18 protein-coding genes, 4 tRNA genes and 1 riboswitch are annotated in these 12,924 nt (G+C 65.7%); of the genes, 12 read left to right on the forward strand and 10 right to left on the reverse strand.

What is annotated here, in order from left to right; genetic code table 11:
• Window positions 1-87 precede the first annotated feature (87 nt).
• The 3 genes from ACZK5G_RS07995 (at window position 88) to ACZK5G_RS08005 (ending at window position 521) form a co-directional block, all read left to right on the forward strand.
• Window positions 88-163, forward strand: a tRNA-Gly gene (locus ACZK5G_RS07995).
• Window positions 164-305: 142 nt separating this feature from the next.
• A tRNA-Gly gene (locus tag ACZK5G_RS08000) sits at window positions 306-381 on the forward strand.
• Between the two features lie 66 nt (window positions 382-447).
• Window positions 448-521 (forward strand) — tRNA-Cys (locus ACZK5G_RS08005).
• A 77-nt stretch (window positions 522-598) separates the two neighbouring features.
• Here the strand turns inward: ACZK5G_RS08005 and ACZK5G_RS08010 are convergent.
• Entirely contained in the window at window positions 599-1,003 is a 405-nt protein-coding gene (locus ACZK5G_RS08010) for an NUDIX hydrolase (protein WP_032128919.1), read from the reverse strand.
• A gap of 107 nt (window positions 1,004-1,110) precedes the next feature.
• On the opposite strand from ACZK5G_RS08010, the gene ACZK5G_RS08015 reads away from it, so the two are divergent.
• On the forward strand, window positions 1,111-1,632 hold the full coding sequence (locus tag ACZK5G_RS08015) for an N-acetyltransferase family protein (RefSeq protein ID WP_478465951.1): 522 nt from the start codon (window positions 1,111-1,113) through the stop codon (window positions 1,630-1,632).
• A 10-nt stretch (window positions 1,633-1,642) separates the two neighbouring features.
• Here ACZK5G_RS08015 and ACZK5G_RS08020 read toward each other — a convergent pair whose 3' ends face one another.
• Window positions 1,643-2,284, reverse strand: a complete 642-nt coding sequence (locus tag ACZK5G_RS08020; RefSeq protein WP_478465953.1) for a flavin reductase family protein — start codon at window positions 2,282-2,284, stop codon at window positions 1,643-1,645.
• Between the two features lie 105 nt (window positions 2,285-2,389).
• Between ACZK5G_RS08020 and ACZK5G_RS08025 the strand changes: the two genes are divergently transcribed.
• Together ACZK5G_RS08025 and ACZK5G_RS08030 are read left to right on the forward strand one after the other, a co-directional pair.
• Window positions 2,390-3,094 (forward strand): ArsR/SmtB family transcription factor, encoded by a 705-nt coding sequence (locus ACZK5G_RS08025; RefSeq protein WP_049399948.1) that lies wholly within the window; start codon window positions 2,390-2,392, stop codon window positions 3,092-3,094.
• A gap of 123 nt (window positions 3,095-3,217) precedes the next feature.
• Window positions 3,218-3,487, forward strand: a complete 270-nt coding sequence (locus tag ACZK5G_RS08030) for a hypothetical protein (protein WP_032128923.1) — start codon at window positions 3,218-3,220, stop codon at window positions 3,485-3,487.
• Between the two features lie 15 nt (window positions 3,488-3,502).
• On the opposite strand, the gene ACZK5G_RS08035 is transcribed toward ACZK5G_RS08030, so the two are convergent.
• From ACZK5G_RS08035 to ACZK5G_RS08045, 3 genes are all read right to left on the reverse strand, one after another.
• Window positions 3,503-4,267 (reverse strand): thioesterase family protein, encoded by a 765-nt coding sequence (locus tag ACZK5G_RS08035; RefSeq protein WP_049461945.1) that lies wholly within the window; start codon window positions 4,265-4,267, stop codon window positions 3,503-3,505.
• Between the two features lie 118 nt (window positions 4,268-4,385).
• Entirely contained in the window at window positions 4,386-4,586 is a 201-nt protein-coding gene (locus ACZK5G_RS08040) for a hypothetical protein (protein WP_032128925.1), read from the reverse strand.
• A gap of 88 nt (window positions 4,587-4,674) precedes the next feature.
• A complete protein-coding gene (locus ACZK5G_RS08045) occupies window positions 4,675-5,751 on the reverse strand; it encodes an alpha/beta hydrolase family protein (RefSeq protein ID WP_478465954.1) in 1,077 nt (358 codons plus the stop codon).
• Window positions 5,752-6,012: 261 nt separating this feature from the next.
• Between ACZK5G_RS08045 and ACZK5G_RS08050 the strand changes: the two genes are divergently transcribed.
• On the forward strand, window positions 6,013-6,525 hold the full coding sequence (locus tag ACZK5G_RS08050; RefSeq protein ID WP_478465956.1) for a P-loop nucleotide/nucleoside kinase family protein: 513 nt from the start codon (window positions 6,013-6,015) through the stop codon (window positions 6,523-6,525).
• 96 nt (window positions 6,526-6,621) lie between these two features.
• On the forward strand, window positions 6,622-7,455 hold the full coding sequence (locus tag ACZK5G_RS08055) for an AraC family transcriptional regulator (RefSeq protein ID WP_032128928.1): 834 nt from the start codon (window positions 6,622-6,624) through the stop codon (window positions 7,453-7,455).
• Window positions 7,456-7,458: 3 nt separating this feature from the next.
• Here ACZK5G_RS08055 and crcB read toward each other — a convergent pair whose 3' ends face one another.
• On the reverse strand, window positions 7,459-7,851 hold the full coding sequence (gene crcB, locus ACZK5G_RS08060; protein ID WP_049452795.1) for a fluoride efflux transporter CrcB: 393 nt from the start codon (window positions 7,849-7,851) through the stop codon (window positions 7,459-7,461).
• A gap of 82 nt (window positions 7,852-7,933) precedes the next feature.
• A riboswitch (Fluoride riboswitch) is annotated at window positions 7,934-7,997 on the reverse strand.
• Between the two features lie 22 nt (window positions 7,998-8,019).
• The gene (locus tag ACZK5G_RS08065; protein WP_010486043.1) at window positions 8,020-8,421 is read right to left on the reverse strand and encodes a transcriptional regulator; all 402 of its coding nucleotides are present in this window, start codon (window positions 8,419-8,421) and stop codon (window positions 8,020-8,022) included.
• Window positions 8,422-8,532: 111 nt separating this feature from the next.
• Here ACZK5G_RS08065 and ACZK5G_RS08070 point away from each other — a divergent pair, with 111 nt between their 5' ends.
• Entirely contained in the window at window positions 8,533-8,742 is a 210-nt protein-coding gene (locus ACZK5G_RS08070; protein WP_182267563.1) for a helix-turn-helix domain-containing protein, read from the forward strand.
• Between the two features lie 353 nt (window positions 8,743-9,095).
• Window positions 9,096-9,332, forward strand: a complete 237-nt coding sequence (locus ACZK5G_RS08075) for a hypothetical protein (protein ID WP_032128931.1) — start codon at window positions 9,096-9,098, stop codon at window positions 9,330-9,332.
• Window position 9,333: 1 nt separating this feature from the next.
• On the opposite strand, the gene ACZK5G_RS08080 is transcribed toward ACZK5G_RS08075, so the two are convergent.
• Both ACZK5G_RS08080 and ACZK5G_RS08085 read right to left on the reverse strand, forming a co-directional pair.
• Window positions 9,334-10,383, reverse strand: a complete 1,050-nt coding sequence (locus ACZK5G_RS08080) for a 4Fe-4S dicluster domain-containing protein (RefSeq protein WP_478465958.1) — start codon at window positions 10,381-10,383, stop codon at window positions 9,334-9,336.
• Window positions 10,380-10,667, reverse strand: coding sequence for a hypothetical protein (locus ACZK5G_RS08085; RefSeq protein WP_010486039.1), 288 nt, complete (start codon window positions 10,665-10,667; stop codon window positions 10,380-10,382). The genes ACZK5G_RS08080 and ACZK5G_RS08085 overlap by 4 nt, the downstream gene beginning before the upstream one ends.
• A gap of 179 nt (window positions 10,668-10,846) precedes the next feature.
• On the opposite strand from ACZK5G_RS08085, the gene ACZK5G_RS08090 reads away from it, so the two are divergent.
• Both ACZK5G_RS08090 and hemN read left to right on the forward strand, forming a co-directional pair.
• Window positions 10,847-11,287 carry a group III truncated hemoglobin gene (locus tag ACZK5G_RS08090; protein ID WP_049399954.1) on the forward strand — a complete coding sequence of 147 codons (441 nt, stop codon included), beginning with the start codon at window positions 10,847-10,849 and terminating at the stop codon, window positions 11,285-11,287.
• 44 nt (window positions 11,288-11,331) lie between these two features.
• A complete protein-coding gene (gene hemN / locus ACZK5G_RS08095; protein WP_478466503.1) occupies window positions 11,332-12,741 on the forward strand; it encodes an oxygen-independent coproporphyrinogen III oxidase in 1,410 nt (469 codons plus the stop codon).
• A gap of 23 nt (window positions 12,742-12,764) precedes the next feature.
• Here the strand turns inward: hemN and ACZK5G_RS08100 are convergent.
• Window positions 12,765-12,851 (reverse strand) — tRNA-Leu (locus ACZK5G_RS08100).
• Window positions 12,852-12,924 lie beyond the last annotated feature (73 nt).

Here is a 12,924-nt window from a genome sequence, read left to right on the forward strand (position 1 = left end):
CCCATGACCGCATCGTGTGAAGACTGTTGACGGCGTGAAGGAATTTGGACACAATAGCGCTCCTTCGACGCAGGTCGAACGGAATCTGCGGGAATAGCTCAGTTGGTAGAGCGCAACCTTGCCAAGGTTGAGGTCGCGAGTTCGAGTCTCGTTTCCCGCTCCAGATTCTACAGGGCCCCGGTAGGGGCCTTGTTTTTCTCCCGCCACGGCAAGGCGGGGCACGTTGGGCCACAAGGCTTTACGCGCAGTCAGAAAAGTGAAATCGCTGGTGTGTGTTCCGGATTTCCGGTACCATGGCGGCTTATGCGGGAATAGCTCAGTTGGTAGAGCGCAACCTTGCCAAGGTTGAGGTCGCGAGTTCGAGTCTCGTTTCCCGCTCCATGTTCCGACAGGCCCCATCATGGGGTTTTGTCTTGTCAGGGCTCCGTTCCTGGCGCGCAGTACGTTGGCCTCATGGCAGAGTGGCTATGCACCGGATTGCAAATCCGTTTACAGCGGTTCGATTCCGCTTGAGGCCTCCAATTGAAAAGCCCTGACTCCGGTCAGGGCTTTTTTGTTTGTCTGGATGCCAGCTAACCTGCGTCCGGATCGATATCCGCTACAGCCTGGCCAGCGCCTGCACCGTGGCCTGGGTCAGTGGCTGGGGCAGCGCATCCAGCGCGAACCAGCCCAGCCCTGTCTGCACACCCGGCTCCTGGATGGAGGCCTCGGCACCGGCAGGTGCCCGAGCCTCGAAGATCGGCGCGACCCAGTGCTGCGCAAGTGTCGGCTCGAAATGATCGGCCACGCACAGCAGGCGCAGCAGCGTCACTTCCAACGCCGTCTCCTCGCGAGTTTCGCGGACCACGGCAGCCTCCACCGTTTCCATCCAGTCGACTTTGCCGCCGGGCAGGCCCCAGTGCCCGCGCTCCGGATCGCGTCCGCGCTGGATCAGCAGGATGCGGCCGTCGGCATCACGGACGACGGCGCCGCATCCAACGCGGGGAATCTGCAGTTCAGTCATGGCGGAGAATGAAGAAGGAGCTGACTTCATTCTTGCATGCACGCCGTATCAGGCGAACCCGCGCTAGGCTGGGCACCTGTGCATCAACAAGCTCACAGGTTTGTCGCATGCTTATCCGGCAACTCGGTGCTGACGACGCCGACATTCTCTGGCAGGCACGGTTGCAGGCGCTTCGTGAGTCGCCCGCTGCGTTCCTGTCCACGCTGGCCGAGGCACAGAATGACTCGGCGGATGTGATGCGCGCCCAGCTTGCCGATCCTGGTACGCGCTACTTCGGCACATTCGTGGACGGCATGCTGGTGGGTTTCCTGCGTTACGTACGCCCGGTGCGGATGGCGCGACGGCATACGGCGGAAGTGCACAGTGTCCATGTGGGTGCTGGCCATCGAGGCCAGGGTATCGCCCGTCAGCTTCTTCTTGCCGCGTTCGCGGCTGCGCGCGCGGAAGGCGTCGAATCGCTCACTCTCACGGTGCTGGCGGACAACGCCGCCGCGCGCGCGCTGTATGAATCGCTGGGTTTCACCGAATCCGGCGTCGAGCCGCGCGCGGTGAAGCGCGACGGCCGCTATGTGGACATGGTGTCGTACTGGATTTCAGTGACCAGCCACCCACCATCGCCGGCACCTTGAATCACCCGCTCTACGCCGGATCGTGGACCGGAGTCTGCGCGCGGAAGTTGCGCCCGACTGGTTCACCCACGCTCAGGTAGTGGCGGAACAGATAGATCAACGGTTTCCAGTGGGCGACATCGATGTGCTGGGTGCCAGCCACGGTGATCGCTTCGTGCGCATGCACGCAACGGATCCGTCCTTCGACGATCACGAAGCCCTGACCGTCATCCTCGCCGGGCGGGTGCATCGCCATCACGCTGACTTCCACCTGCAGCGGGCACTCGGCAATCGCCTCTGGTGCGACGTGCGTCGAGGCGACCGCACTGAAGCCCCCCAGCGCGAACTTGTCGCGGACGTGCACGTAGCCCATCGCCTGTTTGGCAGTGGGCACCGGGTCGCAGCCTGTCGCGCGCGCGATGGCCTCGACCTGTGCGGCCTGCGCGGAGGATGGGAAGTTCAGTACGCACTCGTTGCGCAGCTGCAGGTTGCGATAGCCCTGACCCTGCACGCCGAGGCCCAGCACTACCCGGTTGCCCAGGGCCCAGAACGAAGACAACGGACTGATGTTGCTGCTGCCGTCGTCGTTCAGCGTGGTCATCAGCAGCACAGGCGTGCCCGGGTACAGGACCGAAGGGGTGATGCAGCGGCGGGGAATCGGAGCGGTTTTCACGGCAGGCCTTGCACTATCGGGGTGGCCACTGTGCCGTGGCAGCGGGTGCCGATGCTTCGGCCTGCATCGAACTGTCGGCCTGCAACGGCGTGCCACAATGCGGGCATGGTCCACACCTCCGGTTCCCTTGTCAGCGTCGGTGCCCTGGTTGGCGACCAGGCGCGCGCATCCATGCTGCTGCAGTTGATGGATGGGCGTGCGTATACCGCGACGGAGCTGGCACGCGTGGCTGGGGTAACACCGCAGACGGCGAGCACGCATCTGCGCAGGCTGGTCGAGGGCGACCTGCTGGTCGCTGTCGCGCAGGGGCGCCATCGCTATCACCGGCTGGCCTCGCATGAAGTCGCCGACATGCTGGAGGGCATCCTGCGCGTTGCGGACCGCACGCCGTCCTGCACCGCTGAGGCATCACGCAGCATGCCGGCGTTGCGCCAGGCGCGTTCCTGCTACCGGCATCTGGCCGGTGTGCATGCGGTGGCGATCACCGACCGCTTGTTGCAGGCAGGGCACCTGGTCCCGCACCAAGCGCATTGGCAGGTGAGTGTGGAGGGCGCAGCGTTCCTGCAGGAGCTCGGCCAGCCGCTGGCTGAGCTGCTGCGGCTTCCCGTGACGGTCAAGCCTGCGCGCTACTGCCGAGGATGCCTGGACTGCACCGAGCGGCGCCCGCATCTGGCCGGGCTGGTCGGCGAGGCGATGCTGGACAGCTTCGTGAAGAACGATTGGCTTCGGCGGGTTGAGGGTCGACGCGAACTGCGCCTGACGCAGCCGGGGCGCGAAGCGCTGTGGACGCGGTTCGGCCTGGCGACATAAGGGCCCCTCCAGTCTCATTCGCCCACGACATGGCAAGGCGCTATGGTCGAGTTCCAAGTCTTAGGGAGCTGCAATGGCGAGCAAGGACATGAACGATCGCGGCACGCTGGCGGTATGCCGGCAATGAGCAAATCTTCTGTGGAAGTACGTTGGCTGACGTTCCGCCTGATGAACGGCCAGTCGATCGGACCGGATCGGCTGAAGGATGGATGGGTGATTGCTTCGGAGACCCGCCACTGTGGCGTGCGGCGTGAAGCCATCGAAGGCGCGGGCGTGGTCTACGCGCTGTATGCACCGGCCAACCTCGCCTCACCGCGGCGCGCGGAGATGCGCATGCGCGAATTCCTGATGAGCTCCGGCTACACCTTCACCATGGGTACGCTGGGCGGCTGACGCCGCCCTTTGGGGTCACGGGCGTACGGTCAGTGCCTGGCCGAGCATGCCGATCGGACCGCGCGCATCGTGCAGCACGGTGCTGGTCAAGCCAAGACCCTGGTGGCCAAACGACACCGACGTGTCGAAGCCCAGCCACTCGCCTTCGGGCATGCCGAACAGGTGCGCGGTCAGATCGAGGTTGGGGAAGGCGACCTCCTTCGGATCGGCGCGCACGGCCATGCCATTGGACAGATCGAACAGGGTGGCGGCACGGGCCAGCGGACTGACCGGCTCGCCGTCCAGCAGCGCGTGCTTCGCGCGCGCCCAGTAGGTGGCACGGCCGGGCCCCTGATCATGTCGGCGGATCTCCACGCTCTTGATGAAACCACCTGGCCAGACCGTACCTGGGTCCCACGCGGGCATTGATTCCGGCGGCGCAATGCCGGTGATCGGCGTGCCGGCGATGGCCTGCGTATCGTTCGGGCGCATCAGCCATGCACGCACGCGCAGCGCCGGGCGATCGTCATGGCGCAGCGTGGCTTCGACCAGTTCGATGGTGCGACCACCGCGCAGCACCTGTACGTCGGCCTCCATCGCTTCGATCGGAATGGTGCCGAGGATGTCGTAGGACAGGCGCGCGATCAGAAAACCGTGCCCACGCGCTGCGGCGTCGCGTTCCAGGTGGTGCGCCAGCAGCCCGATCGCAGGTGCGATGTGTTGTTCGCGGATGTTCCAGGCGCCGCCCGTGTGTTCGGTCGGCAGGTAGCGGGTGTCGCTCAGTCGTTCGAAGAAGGCCATCGTATGCGTTGTGTCAGCAGGGAGGGGAGGCGGCAGATGCTGCGCGGGTTCCTGCATCGTAAGCGTTTGGCAGCGTGGCCGGCTGAGCCGGCTCCCGCAGGAGCCGGCCGGATGCCGGTCAGGAGGACTGGCAATCCATTTCGCGGCACATCTTGTACTGGGCCAGGCATTCTGCGGGTGTCTTGGCCAGTGGACCTGAAGTTGCGCGCAGACAATATTCGTACTGCTGGCTGCAGAATTCACAGGGGCCTGCGGCGAAGGCCAGCCCGGTCACGGCCATGCCAAGGAACATCACGGTCTTCAAGGTCGTCTTGATCATCACGTCAGTCCTTTGTGTGCCCGTCAATGGGCCCGGCCACCATAGCAGTCCTTATGGCGCGCCCCTGATGCGCTGCGACACGTTGAGCTCAACGCTGGATTGCCTTCAAGGCATCGACAACCTGTGCTTCAGAGAAGCCACAATGCCCTTCGCCCACCGGCGGCAGCACGCGCGGCAATGGTCGCGCGCCGGCCTGTGCGGCCATCTGCGGATACACCGCCTGCATGTGCGGCACGATGGTGGGATCGTTGTTGTTGAACTGGACCACCAGCGGTCGCTTCAACGCGCCGCTAAGTGCCAGCTTCGCGCGGACATCGGCCTGTGCCGCAGGCACGGGAGCGATGCGCTGCACGCCGGCATTGAACGCGGCGTCGTCACCGAATCCGCTGTACACCACACCAAGGTTGCCGGCCGGCATGCCGCCGCTGCGCGTGGCCAGTTCATGCAGGACCAGCGTGTGCAGGCTGATTGTCCCGGCCAGTGCATCCGGAGCGACCTGCAGTCGCTTGGCGAGCACGTCGGCATGCTGGGGATTCCGTTGCAGCGCGTCGGCGATGCCCTGATAGAGCACTCCCTGCGGCAGCACGGCCGCTTCATGCGACGCCAGTCCGGTGGCCGGCAGGCCTGCAGCGTTGGGGAAAAAGTAATCGAAGGCGACCAGCGTGGTCAGCAGATCTGCGGCGATCTGTTCGCCACTGAGATTGGCACCGCACAGCGAGACGCCGCCGGTGTAGTGCTGCGGGAAGCGCTCGAGGCTGGCGAGTGTCACCGCGCCGCCCATCGAGAATCCGAGCAGCCAGGTGTGGCGCACGCGCTTGAGTTCGCCCAGCGCGTGCTGGCGCAGGCGCTCCATGTCGGTGATCGCATCGGCCACTGCCCAGCCCTGGCTGGCGTAGGCACTCTGCGCGACGGCGTAGCCTGCGGACAGCAGCATTGCGGTGCTGTCATTGGCGGTCATCGGCGTAGTGCGTGGCACGCCCACCGGCTCGTAGCCGTGCGCCAGCATCACCAGGTCGCCGTTCCAGTCAGCCGGCACGTCCAGGCGCCAGGGTGCGCCCTGCAGCTCACCGCTGAGCATGCGTGGTGCCGTGGGGGGCGCAGCCAGCAGCGATGCCGCAGGCAGCAGAAGGCCGAGGGCGAGGGCGCATCGAAGCAAGGGTCGCATCGTGGTCATTCCATGCGGGAATCGCGCCGAGCATAGATCCCCGCAAAACCTTGCGCGCGCTGCACTGCCGCAGGGGATTGCCCGCCGGCCAGGCTGCGCTCTACGCTGGCGGCATGGTCCTGCACAGCACCGCGTCGATTATCCGCATTCCCCACGGGAAGGCGGGATAGCGCGCGGTCGCCACGGCCATGCAACCCGCCCGGGAAGGCGGGTTGCATGCGGCGCTCTCCCGGGTACTGGAATCCATCGAGGAGAACGCAGATGCATCATCTTTCATCGACCGACAATGCGCCGACCCTGCACCTGGTGTGCGGCAAGATCGGTGCCGGCAAATCCACCCTGTCGCAGCAGCTGGCGGCGCAGCCACGTCATGTGCTGATCAGCGAGGACGCCTGGCTGGCCGCGCTGTATCCCGACCAGATCCATTCCGTTGCCGATTACCTGCAGCGCGCGGCCGCGCTGCGCGGAGCGCTGATGCAGCATGTATGCGCGATCTTGCAGGCCGGCGTTTCAGTCGTGCTCGACGTTCCGTTCAACACGCCGGCCGCCCGTGCATGGGGCCGCGAACTGTTCGAGTCGGCCGGTGTTGCCCACCAGCTGCATTTTCTCGATGTTGCCGACGCCATCTGCAAGGCGCGGCTGCATGCCCGTAACGCGCGCGGTGAGCACCCGTTCCAGGCCAGCGACGAAGCCTTCGAGCAGATCACCCGTCACTTCGTGGCACCTGCGCAGGAGGAGGGCTTCGTGGTGATCCGCCATTCACAGGATGCTTGAGGGCGCGGAGAGGGCGGCGTTCAGTCGACCATTTCGGTGGTGATTCCGATACGATCTGTCGCATTGAGCTCGCCTCGCTTGACCCGGAGTCCCGTCATGGTCGACCGTCTCGCCATACTGCTTGAACGTTTTGCGGTGACCGCCTCGGTATTCCATGCCGGTGCGCTGTGCGGCATCAACACGCTGGAGGGCGAAGACGAGGCGGGTCAGCTGCACCTGGTGCGGCGCGGGCCGGTGCAGGTCAGCCACGGGCAGCAGACCGTGCAGGTCGAAGTGCCGAGCCTGCTGCTGTATCCGCGGCCGATGCCGCATCGCTTCAGCACCGACCCGCAGCAGGGCGCCGACATGGCCTGCGCCAACCTGCATTTCGAGGGCGGTCGGCTCAATCCGATCAGCGCCGCGCTGCCTGATTTCATCTGCCTGCCGCTGGCCGATCTGTATGGCGGCAACGCGGCGCTGGAACTGCTGTTCGAAGAAGCGTTCGAGCAGCGTTGCGGGCGGGCGGCGATGGTCAACCGGCTGTTCGAGGTGGTGATGATCCAGGTGCTGCGTCAGCTGATGGAAGGCGGCGAGATGCGTGGCGGCCTGTTCGCCGGGCTGGGTCATCCGCGGCTGCGGTTGGCGCTGGTGGCGATGCATGAAGCGCCGGCGCAGGCGTGGACGCTGGAAGACCTGGCCGAAGTGGCCGGCATGTCACGCAGCGTGTTCGCCGCCAGCTTCCGCGAGGCGATGGGCACCACGCCGGGCCAGTACCTGCAGGGCTGGCGGGTGGGGTTGGCGCAGCAGGCACTGCGCCAGGGGCGGCCGCTGAAGCGGATTGCCGATGATGTGGGCTATGGCAGCGAAGCGGCGCTGTCGCGCGCGTTCAAGGCGCACACCGGGCAGTCGCCGCGGGAATGGCGGGGACAGGCCCGTGCCAGTGCGGCCTGAGCGTCAGCCGAGCACCAGCCGGGCCAGCTTCATCCCACCGAACAGGCCGGCCAGGCCCAGTGCCACCGAGCCGCCGGCATACAGTGCCGCCAGCCCATGCTGGCCACGCTGCAGCAGCAGGCCGATCTCCAGCGCATAGGTGGAAAACGTGGTGTAGCCGCCGAGGATGCCGGTGGCCAGCAGCAGGCGCAGCTGCGGCGAGGCGCCATTGCGCATCGCGAAGACCTCGACCACCACGCCCATCAGCAGGGCGCCGCTGACGTTGATCAGGAAGGTCGACCAGGGCCAGGGACTGCCGACGGCCACCCGCGCGCCGATCAGGTTGCAGGCATGGCGCAGGCAGGCACCGATGCCGCCTCCGACGAAGACCAGGAAATAATTGTTCAGTGCTTGCATGGCGTGCCTCGAATGCGGGTTCGCAGGGTCAATGGCGAACGCCGAGGGCAGGCACGACCTGCCGTCGACGAACACCGGGTTCGTCCTGGCAGGAGCCATCAGCCTTCTCAGGCGGTTATCGGGGGAGCCCCATCCCCATCGCGGTCCATGCTACCAGCGGCGGTGCATTCACGTCATCGAGGTCGTCAGCACGCGGGCGACCTTGCTGCGGCTGAAGCCATCCATCAGCAGTTCGAACGCGAGCAGATCCAACGCTGCATGGCGGCGATGGTCGATCTCCAGCCCGTTCTCGGCCACCAGGTGACTGACCAGCTCGTAGGCGTCCTGCCAGACATCCAGATGGGCCTGGCTGGGAATGTAGGCACTGCCAGGCTCACCGACGCCGAGCCCGCTGACCCCGTACAGCAGCTCGCGTGCGTCCAGCTTGGCCGCATCGGCGATGCGGAACAGCTGTTCGGCTTTCACGTGCGAGGCGCTCACGTGGTCGTTGAGCCAGTTGCTGATGGTTGCTGTCGTTGATTTGGCGGCGCGTGCCAGATCGGCCGGGCGTGGGTGCCCGGCTTTCTTCATGGCTGCCGCGAGTCGTTGGCCGAGAGTATTCATCTATGCAAGCCAGCTTAACGCGTGGATTGCGAAGAAGCCTTGTCGCAAGAATCAGTCTGGTTAACAGAAGGACCGACCGTGACCGAATTCTGGAACAAGCGGCAGGTGCGCACCCGGCTGGGATTCCAGACCGATGCCGAACTGGCCCGCTTCTTTGGCATCAGCCGTTCCGCAGTGTCGCAATGGCCGAAAGATTTCCCGATTCCGGCCCTGCGGCAGTACATCCTGCATCAGCGCTATCCGAACCTGTTCCCCACGACAGAAGCGTCGGCGGGCGAATCCATCTGACTTGCGCCGCCTTTTGTCGCATTTAGCGCGCTAAGCGCAATTTGCTAAGTATGCTTAGCGAAATAGGCAAGATCGATCGATCTGATGGTCACAATCGGCGCCATCTACTGGAGTCATCGGTCCATGGTTCCCGCGGCCTGTCGGCTTCACCCCATCCGGGGGCCCCGGGGTCCCGTATGTAGTTTCGTGAACGATTAATAATTTCAATCGCTAAAGTCGCCGCATGTAATTGACCTGTCGTGAAATCTATGACTAATTGGAGTCAACCAAGCGTGAAGCCTGGGAGTCTTTCAGTAGCACGCAAGTGAGTCGGTAGACCGTCAACAATGCAGAACAAGTCCAACGGAGGTCGTATGGAATACGGCATGCATGGCTTGGCTGAACGGGTACGCCGCGAACTGGAAGCCAGTTACCACAAACACGGATGCGGTCCGGCGTTCTGGGATACCTACCAGCAGGTGCTGGACCGTCTGGTCCCGCAGGGGACCGAGCGTACCGAAGTCACCAACGAAATGGCGCTGATCATCGAACAGCTGGGCATCGTCCGGCGTGCGCAGCTTGTGCCGCCGCACGCCAGCGGGTCGCGTTGATTCAGAGCAGGCGCCAGGCGCCGCAGGCAAGCAGCGCCAGCAGCAAGGACAGCAGGGCCAACGTCCGGGGTCGCCACAGGCGCTTCGGTTGTCCGGCCATTGCCTGCGGACTGCAGTAGCGCACCAGCGCCGGACCGAAACCGGCCCGGTGCTGCTGTTGTGCGCAGGCCTCCAGGCAGGCACCGCAGGCCAGGCAATCGGCTTGCGGTCCCTGTCGGATGTCCAGTTGCATCGGGCAGGCAATGACGCAGGCCGCGCAATCGGTGCAATCACCCAGACGGTCGGCGCTGAAGGTCGGCATCGGTCCAGCCAGCAGCGGATGCGCGGCGCGGAATACGTAGTCCTGCGCAGTGGTCGGGTCGAGCAGGCCGCGGCCACGGCCCAGCACCCCGCCAAGCCCGGATGGACGTGGCCCGCGCGGCTCACCGCGACGGGCGTCGTACAGCATGCGCGGCGTATGCGGATCGGTCAGCAGTGGCTGCATGCGTGCGAACGGGCACAGCGAACGGCAGACCTGCTCGCGCAGGAAACCGGCGTTTCCCCAGGTGGCAGCGGCATAGAACAGTACCCAGAACGTTTCCCAGCCGCTCCAGCCAGCGTTTGGCGCGGCGGCCAGCAAGCCGGTGATCGGGCTGAACAGGCCGACGAAGGTAATGCCGGTCCACACTGACAGCAGTCCCCAGGCAAGCTGGGTGACCGGGCGTACAGCAGGTGCCGGCAGCATGCGGGCCGCGCTGCGGGCGATCCAGTCGAAGGCGCGCCGCCACAGCGTCTGCGGGCAGGCATGGCCGCACCAGATGCGTCCGGCGAGGTGGGTAAGCAGCGCCAGGCCGACGGCCAGCACCGCCAGCAGGCCGATCAGTACGCCGACGTCGCCGGGCCACAGGGTCCAGCCGAACAGGTCGAATCGCCGCGCGTTGATGTCCAGCAGCAGCGCCTGGCGGCCCTCCCAGCGCAGCCACGGCAGTGCGTAGAACAGCGCCAGCAGGGCGGCGCTGAGCGTGCCGCGCCAGTGCCAGGGACGGGGAGTCCGGGTACATGACATGCTCATCCCAGCGGCAGCTCGTCGTCGTCATCGCTCGGCATGGGCCGCTGCAGGTACCAGGTGACCGCGCTGGACAGTGCCGTCACCGACCAGAACATGAAGAATCCCGCCGTGTAGCCCAGTTCGCGGCTGATTGCGGTGCCCGGGAAACTGATGGCCTGCAGGCGCAATGGATCGACGAAGGCGAAGAACACCACGCTGGCCACGCCGGCGGCGATGAAGCTGGGCCAGAGGATGGCGCCCCACTGCTGGATCAGCCGCTGGCGGCGGTTGGGAGAAGGTCTGTTCATGCTGTCCCGGATCGAAAAGTGGGCGGCGCGTATACTTCGCCAGGGTCGGCGCCGCATCCGCAGGGCATGCTTCCTGCAAGCGTGCCAGCCTAGGCGCAGCGGACTGCGCCGACATTGATCTGGATCAACGGTGGTGATGGCCGGCTGCGGCACACTGCCGGCACGCTTTGGGTACCCCGATGAACGCAACACCGCCGCCTGTCCTCCCCGTCGCCTCGCCCGAGTTGTGCACCGAGCAGGAAGTGACCCGCCTGGTTCACGACTTCTATGCCCGCGTGCGCGAGGAAGAGCGGCTGGGGCCGGTGTTCGGCGCGCACGTCCACGATTGGCCCGAGCACCTGGCGCAGCTGGTCGACTTCTGGTCGGCGATGCTGCGCGGCACCCGCCGGTTCAAGGGCTCGCCGATGTCCAAGCACATGGCCATCGAGCTGGACAAGGACCTGTTCGACCGCTGGCTGGTGCTGTTCCGGATCACCACCGCCGAATGCAACAACCCGCCGATGCAGGAGCTGGCCAACGACGTGGCCGCGCGCATCGGTGACACCTTCTGGAAGCGCTACCAGATGCTGCGCTGGCCGCAGGTCGGCCTGCCGGTGCTGGGGATCCCCGGCAAGGATTGATCTGGGTCAAGGCGGCGCAGGCCGCCCGGCGCGATGCTGGCGGCATGGACACGTTCTCTCCCGCCGCTGGTGGCCTGGCCTGGACCTTCGACCCCGATCTTCTGCGTCGGCACGACCGGCCGGGCCCGCGCTACACCTCGTACCCGACCGCGCCGCATTTCCATGATGGCTTCGACGCGCCGGCACTGCGCCAGGCGATCGCCGACAGCAACCAGCTGGCCCGTGCGCTGTCGCTGTACGTGCATGTGCCGTTCTGTTCCAGCCCCTGCTTCTACTGCGGCTGCAACCGGGTGATCACCCGTGATCGCGGTCGTGGCCACAGCTACGTCTCACGCGTGCTGGCCGAGGCCGACCTGCTGGCGCCGCAGTTCGATGACGGCCGTGAGGTGATCCAGCTGCACCTGGGCGGTGGTACGCCGAACTTCCTCGATGCCGAAGCGATGACCACGCTGGTGGAAGGATTGCGCCGGCGCTTCGATTTCAGTGATTCGCCGCAGCGCGATTTCTCGATCGAACTCGATCCGCGCTTCATCGACACCCGCGACGTCGCCATGCTGGCGCGGCTGGGGTTCAACCGGGCCAGCCTGGGCGTGCAGGATTTCGATCCGCAGGTGCAGGAATCGATCAACCGCGTGCAGGGCGTGCAGCAGACGCTGGACATCCTGCGCGCCTGCCGCGACAGCGGCATGCGTTCGGTCAACGTCGATCTGATCTATGGGTTGCCGGGACAGAGCCTGGAAGGCTTCGGTCGCACCCTCGAGCTGGTGCTGGCGCTGCGCCCGGACCGTCTGGCGGTCTACGGCTACGCGCATCTGCCGCATCTGTTCCGCGCGCAGAAGCAGATCGACGAAAGCCGCTTGCCGTCACCGGAAGACAAGCTGGCGCTGCTGGGCCTGGCGGTGGAGAGGCTCTCGTCGGCCGGCTACCAGTACATCGGCATGGATCACTTTGCGTTGCCGGAAGAGGATCTGTCGCGTGCGCAGCGTGCCGGCCAGTTGCATCGCAACTTCATGGGCTACACCACCCACGCCGATACCGATCTGCTTGGCCTGGGCGTGAGTGCGATCAGCCACATCGGTGCCACCTACAGCCAGAATCCGCGCGACCTGCCGTCGTGGGAGGATGCGGTGGACCAGGGCCAGCTGCCGGTCTGGCGCGGCGTGGCACTGAGTGCCGACGACCAGCTGCGTGCGGAACTGATCCAGCAGCTGATGTGCCAGGGCGAAGTGGATGGCGTGCTGCTGGGGCAGCGTCACGGCGTGGATTTCGAGCAGTACTTCGCCGAGGACCTGCGTTCGGTACAGCGGCTGCAGGAAGACGGCCTGGCCGAATACCGCGATGGCGTGGTGCGCGCCAGTGAACCCGGGCGACCGCTGCTGCGGCTGCTGGCGATGTGCTTTGACCCGTATCTGCGTGCCGCGCACGAGCAACCACGTTATTCGCGGGCGATCTGAAAGCGGGACGTGCTGCGTGCGTGTGGTGCCCGGAGCCGGAATCGAACCGGCATGGGGTTGCCCCCGGCGGATTTTAAGTCCGATGCGTCTACCAGTTTCGCCATCCGGGCCTGCAGCGCGGCGCCGATTGTAGCCCACCTGCGGTTCCGCAACCGGATTGCATCATGGCCGCGGCGTGCTTAA

This window comes from Stenotrophomonas sp. 62841_Sma, assembly GCF_056482945.1.